Here is a 19,261-nt window from a genome sequence, read left to right as displayed (position 1 = left end):
TCGTTCCGGTGCCGGCGGTGCGTACGCCGTGCTCACTTCGCCTGACCCCTGCGGTACGGAAGGCCGTCGGCCGCCGGCATGCGCAGCCTCTGGGAGGCGAGCGACAGGACGAGCAGCGTGGTGAGGTGGGGGGTGAACGAGGTGAACTGCTCGGCCACGGTGTCGGTCATCGCGAAGACGGCGAACACCGCGACCGCGAAGACGCCGCTGATCAGCGCCGCGCGGCTCCGGTGCTGCCGGACGAGCTGGTAGACCCCGAACGCGGCGAGCAGCATCGCGACGACCAGCAGGAGCGCGTGGACGGAGATGCCGCCCTGGCGGAGCTGGAGCGCGTCGGTGTACCCGAACAGCAGGGCGCCGCCCGCGAGCCCGCCGGGCCGCCAGTTGCCGAAGATCATCGCGGCCAGGCCGATGAAGCCGCGCCCGCCGGTCTGGCCCTCGCGGTAGATCCCGGCGGCCACGATCGACAGGAAGGCGCCGCCCAGGCCGGCCAGCGCACCGGAGATCACCACGGCGACGTACTTGTAGTAGTACACGTTGACGCCGAGCGACTCGGCGGCCACCGGGCGCTCGCCGCAGGACCGCAGCCGCAGCCCGAACGCCGTGCGCCACAGCACGTAGAAGCTCAGCGGCACCAGCAGGATCGCGACGATGGTGAACAGCGACACGTTCTGCGTCACGCCGCGCAGCAGGCCGGCCAGGTCCGACACCAGGAACACGTGGGCGTTCTCCACGTCCCGCAGCGGCCCGCCGATGCCGGGCACGCTGACGCCCGAGATGGGGGTGATGCGTGGCGACTGGGTCTCGCCGCCGCCCTTCATGCCGTTGAAGACCAGCTTGGAGAGGTATTGGGTGACGCCGAGGCCGAGGATGTTGATGGCCACGCCGGAGATGATGTGGTCGACGCCGAAGGTGACGGTCAGCAGGGCGTGCAGCAGCCCGCCGAGCGCGCCGCCGATCGCCCCGGCGACCACGCCGGCCCAGGGGTTGCCGAACACGATGGCGCCCCAGGCCCCGCACCAGGTGCCGAGGATCATCATGCCTTCGAGGCCGATGTTGACGACCCCGGCCCGCTCCGACCACAGGCCGCCGAGGGCCGCGAGGCCGATCGGGACGGCCAGGCCGACCGCGGCACCGATGGTGCCGCCGGAGGTGATGTCGTTGGCCCCGGTCACGACCCGGGCGATGGACAGCATGACCAGCAGGGCGAGCAGGCCCAGCAGGAGCAGCTGCCAGCTCACGCGGAAGCGGCGGACCTGGGGTGGCGCGGGGGGCGCGGCGGAGATCTCGGTGACGGTCACGCCGCCGCTCCTTCCAGCGGTGCGGGGGCGTTGGTGGAGAGCTCGCGGCTCACCCTGCGCTGCTCGGCCGCGAGCCGGTACCGGTGGACGAGCTCGTAGGCGACGATGACCGAGAGCACGATGGTGCCCTGCATGATGATCACGATCTCCTTGGGGATGCCTTCGAGGTCGAGGATGTCCGAGGAGTTGTCCAGGAAGCTCCACAGCAGCGCGCCGATCGCGATGCCGACCGGGTTGTTGCGGCCGAGCAGGGCGATGGCGATGCCGGTGAAGCCGAGCCCGGGCGGGAAGTCGAGGCTGTAGGAGTACGAGGCGCCGAGGAGCTGGGGCATGCCGACCAGCCCGGCGACCGCCCCGGAGATGATCATCGTCAGCAGGACCATCTTCTTGACGTTGACCCCGCTGGCGATCGCGGCCGACTCCGACTTGCCGGTGGCGCGCAGGTCGAAGCCGAAGCGCGTCCGATTGAACAGCACGTGGTAGCCGATGCCCAGCAGCGCCGCGATGACGACGAACCCGAACACCTGGGCCTGGGTGCCGGGGATCAGGGAGAACCCGGGGAACTGGCCGGACGGCGGGATCGGCTTGGTGCCGATGTTGTTGCTGCCCGACACCGCGACGGCGAGGCGGTCGGTGGTGAGCAGCCACGCGCCGACGCCGGTCGCGATGGCGTTCAGCATGATCGTGGAGATGACCTCGCTGACGCCCCGGGTGACCTTGAGCAGCCCGGCGATGGACGCCCAGATGCCGCCGACGGCCACCGCGACCAGGATCGTCACGCCGACGTGCAGCGGGGCCGGGAGCACCAGCGCGCCGCCGACGGCCGCCGCGATCAGCGCGGCGAGGCGGTACTGGCCGTCGACGCCGATGTTGAACAGGTTCATCCGGAACCCGATCGCGACGGCGAGGGCCGAGATGTAGTACGTCGTGGCGAGGTTGATGATCATCACGATCGTGCGGGACTGCGCGCCGTAGTCGGCGAGCAGTTTCATCGTCTCCAGCGGCGGGTTGCCGGTGAGCGCGAGGATGAGCGAGGTGACGAGGCCGGCGAAGACGATGGCGAGCAGCGGGGCGGCGACCGCCAGCAGCCCGCCGAGCCGCACTCTGCCGAGCAGCCGGTCGGAGAAGGAACTCATGCTTCCTCCCCGGCGTCGGCCTTCGCCGAGCCGAGTTGATCAGGGGACCCGCCGGTCGGCGGACCCGGCTGCTCGGGGACCGCGCCGCCCTTGATCCCGGTCGTCGCGGGGCCGGGCGGTTCGGGTACGACGCCGGTCGCGGGCGGGGGTGCGGGGGTGATCTCGTCCTTGGCGCCGGTCATGGCCGAGCCGAGCCGTTCCGGGGTCACGTGGCCCGGGTCGACGTCGGCCACCACGCGCCCGCGCAGGATGACCTTCAGCGAGTCCGACAGGCCGATCAGCTCGTCGAGGTCCGCCGAGATCAGCAGGACGGCGAGGCCGGCCGCGCGCGCCGCGCGCAGGTGGTCCCAGATGGCGGCCTGGGCGCCCACGTCGACGCCGCGCGTCGGGTGGGAGGCGATGAGCACGACGGGATCGCCGCTCATCTCCCGGCCGACGATCAGTTTCTGCTGGTTGCCGCCGGACAGGGCGGCGGCGTCCACGTCGATGCCCGGGGTGCGGACGTCGTACTCGGTGACGATCCGCTGGGTGTCCGCGCGGGCCCCGGCCCGGTCGATCCAGGGCCCCTTGACGTTGGGCTTCCTGGTCTGGTGGCCGAGGATGCGGTTCTCCCACAGCGGGGACTCCAGCAGCAGGCCGTGCCGCTGCCGGTCCTCGGGGATGTAGCCGATGCCGCCCTCGCGCCTGCGCAACGTCGGCCAGGCGGAGACGTCGGCGTCGCCGAGCTTGATCACGCCCTGGGCCGGGCGCATGCCCATGACGGCCTCGACCAGCTCGGCCTGCCCGTTGCCCTCGACGCCGGCGATGCCGAGGACCTCGCCCTTGTGGATGTCGAAGGAGACGTCCTCCACGACCGCGCGCCCGTCGGCGTCGCGCACGGTCAGGTTACGCACGGCGAGCGCGACCTGGTCGGTGACCGTGGACTCCCGCGTCTCGGGGCTCGGCAGCTCGCTGCCCACCATGAGCTCGGCGAGCTGCCTGGCCGTGACGTCCTTGGGGTCGACGCTGGCCACGGTGGTGCCGCGCCGGATCACCGTGATCGCGTCGGCCACCGACAGCACCTCGTCGAGCTTGTGCGAGATGAAGATGATGGTGAGACCCTGGTCGACCAGGCGGCGGAGGTTGCCGAAGAGCTCCTCGACCTCCTGGGGCACCAGCACGGCGGTCGGCTCGTCCAGGATCAGGATCCGCGCGCCGCGGTAGAGGACCTTGAGGATCTCCACGCGCTGCCGCGCGCCCACGCCGAGGTCCTCCACCAGGACGTCCGGGCCGACCCCGAGGCCGTACGCGGCGGAGATCTCGGCGATCTTCGCGCGCGCGAGCGCGAAGTCGATGCCGACGCCGCGCCTGCGGGGCTCGCTGCCCAGGATGATGTTCTCCAGGACGGTGAGGTTGTCCGCGAGCATGAAGTGCTGGTGGACCATGCCGATCCCGGCGGCGATGGCGTCGGCCGGCGACCGGAAGGCGATCGGCGAGCCGTTGACGCGGATGACGCCCTCGTCCGGCCGCTGCATGCCGTAGAGGATCTTCATGAGCGTGGACTTGCCCGCGCCGTTCTCGCCGACGATGGCGTGCACGTGCCCCGGTCGCACGCTGAGGCGGATGTCACGGTTGGCGACGACGCCCGGGAATCGCTTGGTGATCCCCTCAAGTTCGACGGCGTTGTCGGTGGCGGTGGCCGGAGAAGTCGAAGTGCTGATGACGGCCTCCATGCGGGTGGCCTCGATGACGGGGCTGGGTGCCTCGCGGACGCGCGGCCGGCCTCGTGGGCGGAACGGTGAACCAGACAGTAGCCGAAGGGGCCCGGTGGCAAGGCCGCCGGGCCCCAGAGGTCAGAAGATTATTCGGCGGGAACCTTGATCGTGCCGTCGATGATCTTCTGCTTGTACTCGTCGACCTTGTTCTTGACGTCGTCGACCTGGCCACCGGTGGTGGAGAAGTCGACGCCGCCCGCCTTGAGGTCGTAGACCTTGACGCCGGCCTGGACCGTGCCGTCGGTGTAGCTCTTGAGGAAGTCGAAGACCGCGACGTCGACCTTCTTGAGCATGGAGGTGAGGATGACGCTGCGCACACCCTCGTCGGCGGTGAGGGCCTGGTCGGAGTCGACGCCGATGGCGAAGCCCTTCGCCGCCTTGGCCGCCTCGAAGACGCCGCCGCCCGAGCCGCCCGCCGCCTGGTAGACGATGTCGGCGCCGGCGTCGTACATGCCCTCGGCCGCGGTCTTGCCCTTGGCCGGGTCGTTGAAGCCGCCGAAGTCCGGCGGCTGGGTGAGGTACTTGACGTCGATCTTGATGTCCGGCTTGACGGCCTGGGCGCCCCGGGTGAAGCCGACCTCGAACTTCTTGATCAGCGGGACCTGCACGCCGCCGACGAAACCGATGTGGTCCTTCTTGGTCTTCAGCGCCGCGACGGCGCCGACCAGGAACGAGCCCTCGTTCTCGGCGAACACCAGGTTGGAGATGTTCGGGCCCTCGGCCGCGTCGTCGATGATCGCGAACTTGGTGTCAGGGAACTCCTTGGCGACCTTCTTGATCGCCTCGGAGTAGGCGAAACCGACGGCGATGACCGGGTTGTAGCCACCCTGGGCCAGCAGGCGGAGCCGCTGCTCCTTCTGGGCGCCCGTCTCGCCGGAGCCCGCCTCGAGCTCCTTGGTGTCGGCCAGGCTGAGCTCCGATTTGGCCTTCTCCAGGCCGGCGGCGGCGGCGTCGTTGAAGGACTGGTCACCGCGCCCGCCGATGTCGTACGCGAGGCCGACCTTGGGGCCGGTCGGCGCGGCCGACGACGCGCTCGACGCCGCCGGCGCCGATGTCGCGGTACCGGTATCGCTACTGCCTCCACATGCCGCGGCGGCCATGAGCATGGCCCCTACCGCGGTGGTGGCGGCCAACTTGCCTGCATGAGTGCGGAGCAAGGTGACTCCTTCCGTGTCTTCGCCGTCCAACTCGTGTGCACGCGCGAAGGAACGCACGGCAACCCTGCACGGAAGATAGTTGTTCCACCGGTGTTGGCCAAACCGGCACACGGCTCCGCAATAGGTCCGTTATGCAGCTCACGCCACCCTGTGACCTGCGAAACCGTGGGACGAGGTGCCGGGGGCGCCGTTTCGGACGTCCCCGTCTCACCGTGCGGTCGTCAGGCGGTCACCGGCTGGGCGGCGTCCTTGTCGCTGGAGGTGCGGCGGCCCTCCCACAGGGCGGTCAGCGCCGTGGCGGCCATCACGCTCACCCCGACGCCGATGCACCGCTCGTCGACGTCGAAGGTGCCCTGGTGGATGTCGATCTGCCGGGTCGCCCCCGGGGTACGCACCCCGAGCCGGGCGTACGCCCCGGGCACCGACTCCAGGTACCAGCCGAAGTCCTCGCCGCCGAGGGACTGCGGGGTCGGCACGGTGGCCTCGGGGCCGAGCACCTGGCCGGCCGCGTCCCGCAGCATCTGGACGCTGGTCACCTCGTTGATGGTCGGCGGGACGCCACGGATGTAGTTCATCTCGGCGTCCACCCCGTAGGCGACGGCGACCGAGTCGAGCAGCGACTTGAACAGGTCGGGCGCCTCGTGCCAGGCCTGCTCGTCCAGGCAGCGGATCGTGCCCTCGGCCAGGCCGTCGTCGGGGATGGCGTTGGCCACCGACCCGGCCTGGATCCGGCCCCACACCAGCGACAGCGAGGAGCGGGGGTCGACACGCCGGCTGAGCGCGGCGGGCAGCTCCGTGATGATCTTGGCGAGGGCGAAGACGAGGTCGGCGGTGAGGTGCGGGCGGGCGGTGTGCCCGCCCGGCCCGGCGACCCGGACGGTGACCTTGTCGCACGCGCCGGTGATCGCCCCGACGCGCAGGCCGAGCCGGCCGACGTCGACGCGGGGGTCGCAGTGCAGGCCGAAGATGCGGTCGACGCCGCTGATGCCGCCGGCCTCCAGGACCTTGAGCGCGCCGCCGGGCATGACCTCCTCGGCGGGCTGGAAGATCAGGCGGACCCGCCCGGGCAGCAGCCCGGCCGCCGCCTGCTCGGCGAGGAACAGTCCCGTGCCGAGGACGATCGAGGTGTGCACGTCGTGGCCGCAGGCGTGGCAGACGCCGGGGACGGTCGAGCGGTAGGGGACGTCCTTCTCGTCGGGGAGCGGCAGCGCGTCGATGTCGGCGCGCAGGGCCACCGTCGGGCCGTCGCCGCTGCCGATGTCGCAGATCAGGCCGGTGCCGCGCGGCAGCGGGGTCGGCACGAGCCCGGCCTCGGCCAGCCGGCCGGCGATGCGCTCGGTGGTGCGGTGTTCCACGAACCCGAGCTCGGGGTGGGCGTGCAGGTCGCGCCGGAAGGCGATGAGGGACTCGTCGTTGACGTTCAGGAACGCGTCGAGTTCCCCCCGTAGATCACGTGCCGGCATGACCGATCGCCCCGTTCGACGTCCTCAGATTGGTGGTGACGAAGCGGTCCTCCGCCAGCTCGACGATCGTCGCGTCCACGATGTCGTCGAGGGCGCCGCCCCCGGTGAGTATCGCGCGCTGACGCTCGCAGGAGTTGCCCTGCTCCACCACGTCGGTGATGGTCGCGAGCTCGTCGGGGCAGCCGAGTCGTTCGGCCACCGGCGCCAGTTCCCTCGTCAGTTCGTACAACATGTCACGCATAGGCGCGGTCGAGCCGTGGTCGTCGGTGATCACGGCGGCGTCCAGCCCGTAGCGGGTGGCCCGCCACTTGTTGTCGCGCACGACCCATGGAGCGGGATGCGGCAGCCGGTACCCGCGGTCGAGCTGCTGATCGAACTGCTGCACCAGACATTGCGACAACGCCGTCACCATCCCGACCTCTCTCAAAGTCGGTATACCGTCGAACATTCGAATCTCAATCGTGCCGAAGTCGGGATGCGGTCGAATATCCCACCACACCTCTTTGATGCTCTTGATGGTCCCCGCACGCTTCAGGGTGTCCATGTACTCCTCGAACCCGGCCCAGTCCGCCAGCATCTGCGGCGGTCCCGCCGTGGGCAGTGCGCCAAAAACGATGGCCCGACTGGAGGCGAGTCCGGTGTCTTGACCGCCCCAGTACGGGCTGGAGGCCGTCAGCGCGAGAAAATGAGGCAGGTAGGCCGCAAGTGCGTTGACGATGGGGATGACTTTATCCCTTTCCCGCACCCCCACGTGGACATGTACGCCAAATGTTTGGATCCGCCATGCCAGCCACTGCATCTCCTCCACCAGCTCGGCGTACCGCTGGACGGGCGCGTAGACCGCTTCGCGCCAGTCGCTGATGGCGTGCGTGCCCGTGCAGGCGAGGGACATCCCGCGCGGCGTGACCACCTCGCGGAGGCGGTCGATCGTGGTCCGCAGGTCCTGGACGGCCTCGGAGGCGGTGTGGCAGATGTCGGTGATCACTTCGAGCTGGGACTGCATCAGCTCGTGCATGACCTTGGGACGGGGGCTCTCGCTCAGTTCGGGGACGGCCTCCAGCACCTGGCGCGCGTCCTGGCGAAGGCGGCGGGTGTGCGTGTCGACAAGCTGGAGTTCCCATTCGACGCCCAGCGTCGGGCCGCGCGATGGATTGAACTCGATCGTCACAGCACGCCTCCATGAGCAGTGGTCTCAGGCCGAGTCTCCGCCGCGTCGCGAGTTGGGCCAACCCTTACGGTCACCCCTGTCCGGGCGCCTTGAGGGGTTCGCACGTGCCGGCCACCGAATCGGAGAAGGCGCCCACAGGTGCATGGTCAACCGCAAAACGGTCGTTTACCGTCTCTGCCCGGGAAGGGGGGCTTGTATGCGGCCCGGACGGCCGGTGGCCCCGCCACGCCCGCCAGCCGGCGACCCCGATCACCGCGGCCAGCACGAGGTTGACCGCGATCAGGACGCCGTGGACCACGTAGAACGCCGTGGGGTGCCCGTCGGCGAGGTTGAACCCGAGGTTGATCCACTCGAAGACCATGAATGCGGCCACGGCCAGCAGAAACCCGGCGAAGCGTCGTGTCATCTTCACCTCCTCCATGCTACCGCCGAGGTTACCTACCAGCACATTCGCGATCTTTGTCGTGTCTTGCCCCACGCGAAAAGCGACAAAGCTACGCTGACTTCTCTATGGGGATGAAGCACGTAACAGCAGCCAGCGCGCTCGCGCTCGCCGGGGGACTCACGTTGGTCACCCCGGCGAACGCGCGCGCCGCGCACGACGACACCTCGCCCATCGGCGGCTCCATGCTGGGCCGGCACGGCGTGGTGCTCGACGCGGGGGCCAAGCCCCTGCCCAAGACCGAGTCGTCCGCCTTCGTCGTCGCCGACGGGGACACCGGCGAGGTCCTGGCCGCCAAGGACCCCCACGGCCGCTACCTGCCCGCCAGCACCCTGAAGATCCTCACCGCGGTCACCCTCATCCCCCGCCTGAACAAGAACAAGACGATCAAGCCGAGCGCCGAGGCGTGCAACGTCGAGGGCAGCGCGGTCGGCCTGACCCAGCACCGGATCTACAAGGTCGACGACCTGTTCCGCGCGCTGATGATGGTCTCCGGCAACGACGCCGCCGTCGCGCTCGCCGAGACCAACGGCGGCATGGCGCGGACCCTCGCCGACATGAACGCCGAGGCCAAGCGGCTCCAGGCCCTGGACACCGTCGCCAAGACGCCGAACGGCCTGGACAAGCCGGGCCAGAGCAGCTCGGCGTACGACCTGGCGCTGATCGCGCGGGCCGGGCTGGCGAACCCCGACTTCCGCGAGTACGTCGGCACCAAGGTCGCCGAGTTCCCCGCCCCGGCGGGCAAGCACTACCAGATCGCCAACCACAACCGGCTCCTCGGCAGCTACCCGGGGATGATCGGCGTGAAGAACGGCTGGACCACCAAGGCGATGGGCAGCTTCGCCGGCGCGGCCCGGCGGGACGGGCACACGATCATCGTCACGGTCATGCACAACGAGGGCTCGTTCTGGGGAGAGGTCAAGGACCTGCTCGACTGGGGGTTCGCCGCCCGGGGCCGCGTGACGCCGGTCGGGGCCCTGGTCGGCCCGGTGCCGAAGGCCAGGCCGACCAAGCCCGTCGGCGGGCCGCCGGTGGCGGCGCCCGCGCCCTCCCAGCCGGCCGCGTCCGGCCAGGACTCGCCCATGGTGGGCGCCGGGGCCCTGGTGGTCGCCGTGGGCCTCCTCGGCGGCGTCGCCTGGCTGGTCTACGGGGTCCGCCGCCGCTCCCGGCTCAGGCGCGACGAGGGCGCCTAGCACCGCCCGCTCAGACGTACTCGCTGGTGGGGACGGGGGTGGGCTCGGGCGGCGGGGTCCCGTCGGCGGTCGCGGTCCACGACGCCACGTACAGCACCCAGCGCATGGCGAGGTTGATCCACACCAGCAGGCCGACGACGACGGCGAACGCCCCGTAGATCGGGTTGGTGAGCGTGTGGGAGAGCAGCAGGGTCGCGAGCTGCTTGAGCAGGCCGAGGCCGATGGCGCCGAGCAGCGCGCCCCGCAGGACCGTCTTCAGCGGTTTGCCCACCTTGGCCAGCCAGGCCAGGACGACCAGGAAGACGAGCATGTCGGCGCCGATGCCGATCAGCACGCCCGCGGTCCGCACCAGCGCCGCGGCGACGACCGAGTCGGCCAGCCCGAGCCAGGTGAGGATCGTGCCGGTGGCCTGCACCGCGAAGCCGCCCACCACCGCCGAGATCACGATCGTGAGCCCGATCAGCAGGAGCGCCACCAGGTCGCGCAGCCTGCCGACGAACCAGTTCATCGGCGGCTCGCAGCTCACGCAGATGTCGTGGAGCGCGTCGCGCAGGGCGTCCACGGCACCGACGCCGGCGTACAGCAGGCCCAGCAGGCCGATGACCCCGGCGCTGGTGCGGGCCTCGGCGAGCTTCCTGATCTGGAGCTGGGCGGCCAGGCCGGGAAGCTGCTGGTTGATCGCCGTTTCGAGGGTCGTCAGCAGGTCGGGACGGACGATCACGAAGTACCCGAAGATGGCGAAGGCCAGCGCCATCAGCGGGAAGAACGACAGGAAGGCGAAGTAGGTGACGGCGCCGGCCAGGCGGTCGCCCCGCTGGCTCTGGTAGCGGTGGAGGGTGCGGATGAGGTGGTCGGCCCATGGCCACCGGACCCGGTAGTACTCGGTCCGGATCCGGCCCCACCTCTTGACGGCCTCGACCCGAAGGAGGAACGAGGCCCACACGCTTCCCATCCTGCCCATCTACCCAGCCCACGCCCGGTATGCGACCGGAGGACGACACCGCCGGAAGTCGTGCGACACTCCTGGCCCCGAGGGAGAACCCTCCGGGCGGCCCTACCGCCGATTTCCGGGCGGCTCCCCCGGGCGGGCTCAGCCCTTCGGGAGCAGCCCGATGTGGTCGCGGACCTTCGCCATGGTCTCGACGGCGATCGCCTCGGCGCGCCGGGCGCCCACCGCGAGCAGCCGGTCGAGCTCGGTCTCGTCGGACATGAGCTTCTCGGTGCGCTCACGGATGGGCGTGAAGGTGTCCGCGACGGCCTCGGCGACGTCCTTCTTGAAGGCCCCGTAACCCTGCCCCTCGTACCGCGTCTCCAGCTCGGGGATCGGCGTGCCGGTGAGCACCGACAGCACCCGCAGCAGGTTCGTGACGCCCGGCTTGTTCTCGGGGTCGGCCAGGACCTCAGAGCCGGTGTCGGTCACCGCGCGCATGACCTTCTTGCGCAGCGGCGCCGGGTCGTCGAGGACTTCGAGGATGCCCTGCGGGCTGGAGGACGACTTCGACATCTTCGCCTGCGGCTCCTGCAGGTCGCCGATCTTCTCGACCTCCTTCAGGATGTACGGGTCGGGCACCGTGAAGGTCTCGCCGTACCGGTTGTTGAACCGCTGGGCCAGGTCGCGGGTCAGTTCGAGGTGCTGCTTCTGGTCGCCGCCCACCGGGACCTGGTCGGCCTGGTACATCAGGATGTCGGCGGCCTGCAGGATCGGGTAGGTGAACAGCCCCACCCCGGCCGAGGCCTCGCCGGACTTGGCCGCCTTGTCCTTGAACTGGGTCATGCGGGCGGCCTCGCCCATGCCGGTGTTGCAGATCAGGATCCAGGCCAGCTCGCTGTGCTGGCGGATGTGGCTCTGCACGAACAGCGTGCTGCGCTCGGGGTCGATGCCGGCGCCGAACAGCTGGGCGGCGGACACGCGCGTGCGGCGGCGCAGCTCGGCGGGCGACGGGTTCACCGAGAGCGCGTGCAGGTCCGCGATGAAGTAGAACGCGTCGTGCGTCTCTTGCATCCCGACCCACTGGCGCACGGCGCCCAGGTAGTTGCCCAGGTGGAACGAGTCGGCGGTGGGCTGGATGCCCGAGAGAACGCGTGGTCTGGCCATAGCACACAATTGTGTCAGGACTCGGGAGCGGGTTGCGCCTTTCCAGGGGTGATCCGCCTGATCACCCGTACCCTGGCGATCCGGCGGCCGTCCATCTCGGTGACCACCAGCGAGCAGCTCGGCCGCTCCACCCGCTCGCCGGTCTCGGGGAGGTGGCCGAGCGCGGCCATGACGTACCCGCCCAGCGTCTCGTACGGGCCGTCGTCGAGCACGATGCCGGTCTCGGCCTCGAAGTCCTCCAGGTTGACCAGGCCCTCGATCTCCATCTCCCCCGCGACCAGGCGCACCGACTCCCCGTCGGCGTCGTACTCGTCGCGGATGTCGCCGGTGAGCTGCTCGACGAGGTCCTCCATGGTCACGATGCCGGCGGTGCCGCCGTACTCGTCCACGACGATGGCGAGGTGCTGGCCGTCGTCGCGCATCTCGGTCAGGGTGGGGAGCACCCGCTTGGTGGCGGGCAGCAGCTTGACCGGACGGATGGGCACCAGCTCGCTGATCGGTTCGATGCGCCCGGTGAGCACCGGGTCGAGCAGGTCACGCACATGAACGAATCCGACTATGTCGTCATAGGAGTCGCGGTAGACGGGGAAGCGCGAGTGCGGCATCGCCGCCGCCAGGATCGCCGCCTCGGCGAGCGGGGTGTCGACCGCCATGAACTCCACCTCGGTGCGCGGCAGCATCACCTCGCGCAGGTGACGCTTGCCGGCGGTGAACACCTCGTCGATCAGGTCCCGCTCGTCCTTGGTCAGCTCCTGGTGGCCGACGACCATGTCGCGGAGCTCCTCGGTCGTCATCTCGGCGCGGTCGGCGTTCGGGTTGCCGCCGAGCAGCCGCACGACGCCGTCGGTCGACTTGGACAGCACCCAGATCACCGGACGCGACAGCGAGGCCAGCCGGTCGAGGAACGGCGCGACCATCAGGGACAGCCCCTCGGCCCGCTGCCTGCCGAAACGCTTGGGCGCCAGCTCGCCGAGCACCAGCGTCACGTAGGAGATGGCCAGCGTCACCACCACCAGCGACAGCGGCCGTACGGCGCCGGAGGGCACCCACGACTTGGCGATGAGCGGTTCGAGCTGGCCGGCCAGGGTGTCGGCGCCGACGGCGGCCGACAGGACGGTGGCCACGGTCATGCCGATCTGCACCGAGGACAGGAAGCGGTTGGGGTCGCGGGCCAGCTTGGCCACCCGCGCGCCCCGCCTGCCCTGCTCGGCCAGCCTGCGCACCTGGCTTTCGCGCAGCGAGACCATGGCCATCTCGGCCGCCGCGAAGAAACCGCCGGTCAGGACGAAGACAAGGACGAGGACGATGTTCGCCGCGACGTTGTGCACGTCGATCGATGTCCGTTCGCGTGAGACTCACATGATGATCTGGTCAGCGTACCGGCTGTGCTTCATCCCACCGCCGCCGAGAGCCGCGTAAGCTAGCCATAGGACGTACAAAATCCCACATATACCGACAAACTCCAACAGAGGGGTGGAATACCAAGTGAAGCTGCTGGTAACCGGGGGCGCGGGTTACGTCGGAAGCGCCGTCGCGGCACAGCTCGTCGACGAGGGGCACGACGTCACCGTCCTCGACGACCTGTCCACCGGCCACGCGGACGCGGTCCCGGCCGGCGCCTCATTCGTCGAGGCCTCGATCACCGAGGCCGGCGGCGTCCTGTCGGAGGGGTTCGACGGCGTCCTGCACTTCGCCGCGCGCTCGCTGGTCGGCGAGTCGGTGGCCAAGCCCTCGCTCTACTGGGCCAGCAACCTCGGCGGCACGCTGGCGCTGCTGGAGGCGATGCGGGTGAACGACGTGCGGCGCATCGTCTTCTCCTCCACCGCGGCGACCTACGGCGAGCCGGAGAACACCCCGATCCTGGAGACCGACCCGACGCGCCCCACCAATCCCTACGGGGCCTCCAAGCTGGCCGTCGACACCACGCTGACCGCCTTCGCCGGCCTGCACGGGCTCGGAGCGGTCAGCCTGCGCTACTTCAACGTCGCCGGCGCGCACACCTCGGCCGGCGGGCAGGTCTACCGCGAGCGGCACGCCGTGGAGACCCACCTCATCCCGAACGTCCTCGCCGTCGCCCTCGGCGCGCGCGAGTCGGTGAACGTCTTCGGCTCCGACTATCCGACGCCCGACGGGAGCTGCGTCCGCGACTACGTCCACCTCACCGACCTGGCCAGGGCGCACCTGCTGGCGCTGGACGCCTGCCGGCCGGGCACCCACGCGATCTACAACCTGGGCAGCGGCGCGGGCTTCTCGGTGCAGGAGGTCATCGCGGTCTGCCGCGAGGTCACCGGCCACCCGATCCCCGCCGTGGTCGGCGACCGGCGTCCCGGCGACCCGGCGGTGCTGGTGGCGTCATCGGACCGGATTCAGCGCGAGCTGGGCTGGAAGGCCGAGCACGCCGACCTGCGCACGATCGTCGCCGACGCCTGGGCGGCCGTCTCCCCCTGATCCTTGCCCGGCACCGCACGGACCGGGGCCCGGAAGGCGACCACGGATCGGGCCCCGAAGCGGCCGCCCATACTGAATTGGAATCACGTTCTGCGAAAGAGGTGTCTCGCTCCGTCATCTGTGGTGGGATCGCTACGTGATGAAAGGGCCAGGCTTATCGCCTTTGACGCTGAAGGTGGCACTCGCCGTTCTCATCGGGTTATGCGCGGTTCTGTCCGCCGCGGGTGCGGTGTTCGCCACGACTTCCCACGGTGGCGCCCCGGCCGGTGCGGTGTGCACCGCGCGTCCGCGATAGACGGTCGGCGGCGCTCCGGCCCTCGGCGCGGGTGATCCGGCCCTCGGTGCGGGTGATCCGGCCCTCGGTGCGGGCGGTCCGGCCCTCGGTACGGGAGCGGCGCTCGGCGCCGCCGGCCACCCTGGTCGTCAGCTCGGCCCGGTTGTCCTTCTCGTTACCGTCGGCGACCTCAGACGACAGGCTGGCGGAGGCGCGCAGCGGGCCGCGCGCGCTCATGCGCACCACGCCGAGCACGGTCACCGCGCCCGAGTCGCCCGGGGGGATGTCGGTCGCCGACGGGCACACCACCTCGTTCCTGGTCCGCCCGGGACGGCAGGTCGCGACGTTGACGGTGGCGATGTCCACCTCGTCCGGCACCTTGATCGTCAGCACGGGCAGCACCGCGTCGGCGGGCCCCGCGTTGCTCACCCGCACCTCGTAGGCCAGCCAGCGGCCCGGCTGCGCGACGCGCGGCGAGGCGGCGACCCGTACCGAAAGGTCCGCACCTCCCCACGGCCCCGGCGGGCGCCCGGACGACGCGTGCGCCACCAAGGCTCCGGCGGCGACGAGCAAGGCGAGACCGGCGGCGGCGCCGGCCGAGAGCAGACCCATTGTTGTGCGACCCCCATGCGTTCGAGACCCATTGAACGCGGTGGGGGCCGCACGGCGCCCGCCCGACACGCACCCCCCGGGGCGGGCGAACCCCACGGAACGGCAAAGGTTCAGTCGGCCGCGGCGACCCGGCCGGCGGCCAGGGCCGGGACGACGCGGCCCGGCAGGAAGACCAGCGCCACCAGGGCGACGACGGCCCCGGCGACCGCGAGCCAGGGGATGACGGTGGCCGCCGCGGCGGCGTGCGCCTGGGCCATTGTGGCGTGACCGGCGGCCTGGTCGCCCACGACCGAGGTGTAGGCGGTGCCGGCGATGGCCAGGGCCACCGAGCCGCCGATCTGGCGGAAGAACGTCAGGTTGGCGCTCGCCGTGCCGATGTAGCTCGGCGGGACCGAGTACTGAATGGCCACCGTCAGCCCCGACAGCATCGGGCCGATGCCGAGCCCGATGAGCGCCATCCAGGCCACCAGCGACCAGGTCGGGGTGTCCACGGCCAGGCCCGAGCACAGCAGCGCGCCCGCGATGATCAGGAACGGCGCCGCGAGCAGCCACGGCTTGTACCGCCGGGTCTTGCTGATCAGCATGCCCGTGAGGATGCTGCCGGTCACCATGCCGAGCATGAGCGGGTAGATGTGCAGCCCCGAGGACGTGGCGGTCTGGCCCTGCGCCTGCTGGAAGAAGCGGGGCAGGAACACCGCGCCGGCGAACAGGCAGGACGCGGTGAAGAACGAGGTGATGTTGACGATCGTGTAGGTGGGGTTGCGGAACAGGTGCAGCGGGATGATCGGCTGCTCGGCGCGCGACTCGACCAGGACGAACACCCCGAGCAGCACGGCCGCCGCGACCAGCGGGCCGATGACGGGCGCGCTCGTCCAGGTGTGGCCGTCCAGGCCCTTCTCGGTGAGGCCGAGGAGCAGGGCGCTGATGGCGACGGTGAACACCGCGATGCCGGCGTAGTCGGGCCTGGACCCTCCGGTGCCGGGGACGCGCGGCAGCCGGGACACGATGATCAGCAGGAGCACCGCGCCGATGGGGATGTTGACGAAGAACGCCCACCGCCAGCTCGCGTGGTCGGTGAAGAAGCCGCCGAGGAACGGCCCGGCGATGTAGCTCCCGGCCATGACGGCCCCGATCGCGCCCTGCACCCGTCCGCTCCTGTCCGGCGGGAACAGGTCGGCGACCAGGGCGAGCGACAGCGGCAGCAGCGCGCCCGCGCCCAGCCCCTGCACGCCGCGGAAGGCGATGAGCTGGCCCATGTTCTGCGCCAGACCGCACAGCACCGATCCGAGCAGGAAGACGACGATGCCGATGAGCAGCAGCGGCTTGCGCCCGTAGGCGTCGGAGAGCCTGCCGTACAGGGGGACCGTGACCGTCGAGGTCAGCAGGTACGCGGTCACCACCCAGGTGTAGAGCCCCGCGCCGCCGAAGTCGGCGGTGATGCGGGGCAGCGCGGTGCCCACGATCGTCTGGTCGAGCATGGCGAGGAACATCCCGCCGAGCACGCCCAGCAACAGCAGGCCGTTCCCTTTTGTCGCCGGCCCGGTGCGCACCGGAACCGCGGTCGTCGCCGCCATCGCTGGTCCTTCCCCGCATGTGGTCAATGCCAAGGTCCGGCCGGTGAATCCTTATGTCTGGCCAGACATGTAAAAGGTGACATGTCTGGACTTACATGTCAATCCTTAGATACGATGACGCCATGTCCCTGCGGATCGCCCTCCTGGGCCTGCTCTCGGTCTCCGGACCGGCCAGCGGATACGACCTGACCAAGAAGTTCGAGACGTCGATCAACTACGTATGGCAGGCGGGGCACAGCCAGATCTATCCCGAACTGGCGAAGATGGCGGCCGACGGCCTCATCACGGTCGAGCCGGAGGGCCCGAGGGGCCGCAAGATCTACACCATCACCCGCGAGGGCACCGACGAACTGCACCGCTGGCTCGTCGAGCGCGTCCCGACCGACCCGGTCCGCAGCGAGGGCGCGCTCCAGGCCTTCCTGCTGCCGCTCCTGTCCGCCCCCGAGGCGCTGGACGTCCTGTCCAGGCTGACCGCCGCGGCGGAGACCCGGCTGGCCGACCTGCGTGCACTGCGGGCCACCAAGCTGGCGCTGCACGAGTCCGACCAGTGGAAGATCGGCTACTACGCCCTGGACCTCGGCATCAGGCACGCCCTCACCACGATCGACTGGGCCAGGCACACCGCCGCCGAGATCGACCCCGGCTCCGCCTGACCCGGCGCCTGGCCGAGATCAGGGCCGGGCCGTACGAGGACCGTGGCCCGGCCAGGGGTCAGCCGCAGCTCGCCTGGGCGGGCATGACCGTCTCGGGGGTGAAGCCGACCTTGGAGAAGTACTTCACGAGCAGCCGCTTGGCGGTCCCGTCGGCGTACATCTGGGTGATGGCGGCCCGCACCGCCGTGCACGCCCGGACGTCGCCCCTCTTGACCGCCACGGCGTACCGCTCGTCGGTCAGCCGCGCGCCCAGCACCTTGTAGCGGATGCTCTCGCGGTTCGCGAACCCGGCCAGCAGCAGGTCGTCCCCGGGGACGGCGTCGACCAGGCCCTGGCGCAGCAGGTTCATGCAGTCCGCGTAGGTGTCCGCGGAGACCAGGCGTACGTCCACCGCGTCCTGCACGATGCCGGTCGACTTGCTCGCCCCCGGCGAGCACATCTTGTGCCCCTTCAGGTCGCCCACCGTGTCATAGGGCTCCCCCGAGCGCACGAGGACGTCCACGTGGGCGGTGTAGTACGGCCCCGCGAAGGTCACATGGTCGCCGTTGATCGAGTAGGTCGCGATCACCAGGTCGACCTTGCCGGAGTTCACCTGCGAGACCCGCTCGGCCATGCCGGTGGCCTTGAAGGTGATCCCGCTCACGGGCACGCCGAGCTGCCGGGCGATGTAGGTGCCGACCTCCACCTCGAACCCGTGCCAGGTGTCCCCGCCGCTGAGCGCGATGCCCGGGACCAGGTCGCGCATGCCGATGGTCAGCTTGTGCGTACCGGCCGCCTTGTCGACGAGCGAGGAGAACGTGGCGGGCGTGGTGGGGGTGACATGGGGCGTGTTCGACGGCACGCCGGCCTTGACCGGCGGGCTGGAGGCGTGGGCGCCGGCCATCCAGCCCGGCCCCCACTGCCGGACCGCCAGGGTGCCGCCGCCCGCGACCAGCAGGACGGCGATGGCCGCCGCGGCCCACCGCCCCCTGCGCGGCTTCCGGGGGCCGCCGGACGAAGGGCCGGCTTCGCCGGTTGGGCCGGGCGGCGCCGGCGCGTGAAGGGCGCGCGTGCCGCCCCGGCCCGCCCACGCCGATCCGATCGTCTCCCGGCCGGCCAGCTCGGCGCCCTGGCTCAGCACGGCGGTGGACGCGCCCGCCGTCTCGGCGTGACCGAGCAGGCGCAGCAGCACCTGGTCGGCGGAGGGCCGGGCGTACGGCGACTTGTTCAGGCAGGAGCCCACCACCCCGCGCAGCGGCTCGGGCAGGCCGCTCACGTCGACCTCGTGGTTGAGCACGCGGTTCAGGACCACCGCGATGGAGTTGCCGCCGAACGGCACCGCGCCGGTCGCGGCGAAGGAGACCGTGGAGGCCCAGGCGAACACGTCGGCGGGCGGGCCGACCTCGCCGCCGGAGATCTGCTCGGGCGCCATGTAGGCGGGGGTGCCGACCGCCCTGCTGGTGATCGTGCCGGTCGAGTCGAGGATGCGCGCGATGCCGAAGTCGACGACCCTCGGCCCGTCGGCCGCCATGAGCACGTTGTCGGGCTTGAAGTCGCGGTGCACGATGCCGGCGTGGTGGATGGCCGTCAGGGCGGTGGCCGTGCCGACCGCCAGGCGCTGGAGCGCGTTGCCCGACAGCGGGCCGCCCGTCTCGATGGTCTCGCGCAGCGAGCGGCCCTCGATGTACTCGCTGGCGATGTAGGGGGTGTCCCCGTCGAGGTCGGCGGCGATCACGCGGGCCGTGCAGAACGAGGCGACCCGCTCCGCGGCCTTCAGCTCCCGCGCGAAGCGCGACCTCGCGGTCAGGTCGCCGGTGAACTTGACGTGCAGCAACTTGACCGCGGCCCGCTCACCGGCCTCGTCCTGGCCGAGGTAGACGACCCCCTGGCCGCCCTCACCTACACGCCCCGCGAGCCTGAAGGGGCCAAGCTGCTGGGGATCTCCCCGTCCGAGCGGCCCGATTTGCGGCATTCCCGTCCCCGTGATTGCTCAAGTGTCGACCATGAGAACT

The 19,261-nt window shown here is 70.7% G+C and carries 16 protein-coding genes; 3 read left to right on the top strand and 13 right to left on the bottom strand.

Going from position 1 to position 19,261, the window contains the following annotated elements:
• Positions 1–32 precede the first annotated feature (32 nt).
• From NYZ98_RS05385 to NYZ98_RS05355, 7 genes are all read right to left on the bottom strand, one after another.
• Complete coding sequence (locus NYZ98_RS05385; RefSeq protein ID WP_262841357.1) at positions 33–1,301, bottom strand: ABC transporter permease; 1,269 nt, start codon at positions 1,299–1,301, stop codon at positions 33–35.
• Complete coding sequence (locus NYZ98_RS05380) at positions 1,298–2,437, bottom strand: ABC transporter permease (protein ID WP_262841356.1); 1,140 nt, start codon at positions 2,435–2,437, stop codon at positions 1,298–1,300. The genes NYZ98_RS05385 and NYZ98_RS05380 overlap by 4 nt, the downstream gene beginning before the upstream one ends.
• On the bottom strand, positions 2,434–4,149 hold the full coding sequence (locus NYZ98_RS05375) for an ABC transporter ATP-binding protein (RefSeq protein WP_262841355.1): 1,716 nt from the start codon (positions 4,147–4,149) through the stop codon (positions 2,434–2,436). The genes NYZ98_RS05380 and NYZ98_RS05375 overlap by 4 nt, the downstream gene beginning before the upstream one ends.
• A 128-nt stretch (positions 4,150–4,277) precedes the next feature.
• Entirely contained in the window at positions 4,278–5,348 is a 1,071-nt protein-coding gene (locus tag NYZ98_RS05370) for a BMP family lipoprotein (protein ID WP_262841354.1), read from the bottom strand.
• Positions 5,349–5,569: 221 nt separating this feature from the next.
• On the bottom strand, positions 5,570–6,811 hold the full coding sequence (locus tag NYZ98_RS05365; protein ID WP_262841353.1) for a M20 family metallopeptidase: 1,242 nt from the start codon (positions 6,809–6,811) through the stop codon (positions 5,570–5,572).
• Positions 6,798–7,979, bottom strand: a complete 1,182-nt coding sequence (locus NYZ98_RS05360; RefSeq protein ID WP_262841352.1) for a glutamate--cysteine ligase — start codon at positions 7,977–7,979, stop codon at positions 6,798–6,800. The genes NYZ98_RS05365 and NYZ98_RS05360 overlap by 14 nt, the downstream gene beginning before the upstream one ends.
• A 70-nt stretch (positions 7,980–8,049) precedes the next feature.
• Positions 8,050–8,400, bottom strand: a complete 351-nt coding sequence (locus tag NYZ98_RS05355) for an SCO4848 family membrane protein (RefSeq protein WP_262841351.1) — start codon at positions 8,398–8,400, stop codon at positions 8,050–8,052.
• Between the two features lie 95 nt (positions 8,401–8,495).
• Here NYZ98_RS05355 and NYZ98_RS05350 point away from each other — a divergent pair, with 95 nt between their 5' ends.
• On the top strand, positions 8,496–9,614 hold the full coding sequence (locus NYZ98_RS05350; RefSeq protein WP_262841350.1) for a D-alanyl-D-alanine carboxypeptidase family protein: 1,119 nt from the start codon (positions 8,496–8,498) through the stop codon (positions 9,612–9,614).
• Between the two features lie 10 nt (positions 9,615–9,624).
• Here the strand turns inward: NYZ98_RS05350 and NYZ98_RS05345 are convergent, their stop codons facing one another.
• The 3 genes from NYZ98_RS05345 to NYZ98_RS05335 form a co-directional block, all read right to left on the bottom strand.
• Entirely contained in the window at positions 9,625–10,566 is a 942-nt protein-coding gene (locus NYZ98_RS05345; protein ID WP_262841349.1) for a YihY/virulence factor BrkB family protein, read from the bottom strand.
• Positions 10,567–10,704: 138 nt separating this feature from the next.
• Positions 10,705–11,709, bottom strand: coding sequence for a tryptophan--tRNA ligase (trpS, locus tag NYZ98_RS05340; RefSeq protein ID WP_262841348.1), 1,005 nt, complete (start codon positions 11,707–11,709; stop codon positions 10,705–10,707).
• Between the two features lie 14 nt (positions 11,710–11,723).
• Positions 11,724–13,037 (bottom strand): hemolysin family protein, encoded by a 1,314-nt coding sequence (locus NYZ98_RS05335; protein WP_262841347.1) that lies wholly within the window; start codon positions 13,035–13,037, stop codon positions 11,724–11,726.
• A 157-nt stretch (positions 13,038–13,194) separates the two neighbouring features.
• On the opposite strand from NYZ98_RS05335, the gene galE reads away from it, so the two are divergent.
• Positions 13,195–14,157: a UDP-glucose 4-epimerase GalE gene (galE, locus tag NYZ98_RS05330; RefSeq protein ID WP_262841346.1), complete on the top strand. Its 963-nt coding sequence runs from the start codon at positions 13,195–13,197 to the stop codon at positions 14,155–14,157.
• A 199-nt stretch (positions 14,158–14,356) separates the two neighbouring features.
• Here galE and NYZ98_RS05325 read toward each other — a convergent pair whose 3' ends face one another.
• Both NYZ98_RS05325 and NYZ98_RS05320 read right to left on the bottom strand, forming a co-directional pair.
• The gene (locus NYZ98_RS05325; RefSeq protein ID WP_262841345.1) at positions 14,357–15,043 is read right to left on the bottom strand and encodes a DUF11 domain-containing protein; all 687 of its coding nucleotides are present in this window, start codon (positions 15,041–15,043) and stop codon (positions 14,357–14,359) included.
• A 110-nt stretch (positions 15,044–15,153) separates the two neighbouring features.
• The gene (locus NYZ98_RS05320; protein WP_262841343.1) at positions 15,154–16,617 is read right to left on the bottom strand and encodes an MDR family MFS transporter; all 1,464 of its coding nucleotides are present in this window, start codon (positions 16,615–16,617) and stop codon (positions 15,154–15,156) included.
• Between the two features lie 122 nt (positions 16,618–16,739).
• On the opposite strand from NYZ98_RS05320, the gene NYZ98_RS05315 reads away from it, so the two are divergent.
• Positions 16,740–17,270 carry a PadR family transcriptional regulator gene (locus NYZ98_RS05315; protein ID WP_262841342.1) on the top strand — a complete coding sequence of 177 codons (531 nt, stop codon included), beginning with the start codon at positions 16,740–16,742 and terminating at the stop codon, positions 17,268–17,270.
• A gap of 58 nt (positions 17,271–17,328) precedes the next feature.
• Here NYZ98_RS05315 and NYZ98_RS05310 read toward each other — a convergent pair whose 3' ends face one another.
• A complete protein-coding gene (locus NYZ98_RS05310; protein ID WP_262841341.1) occupies positions 17,329–19,221 on the bottom strand; it encodes a serine/threonine-protein kinase in 1,893 nt (630 codons plus the stop codon).
• Between the last annotated feature and the right edge of the window lie 40 nt (positions 19,222–19,261).

This window comes from Sphaerisporangium corydalis (genome assembly GCF_025506355.1).
Lineage (GTDB): Bacteria > Actinomycetota > Actinomycetes > Streptosporangiales > Streptosporangiaceae > Sphaerisporangium > Sphaerisporangium corydalis.
The sequence above is the reverse complement of the archived record's forward strand: the minus strand, read 5'-3'. Positions and strand labels throughout refer to the sequence as shown.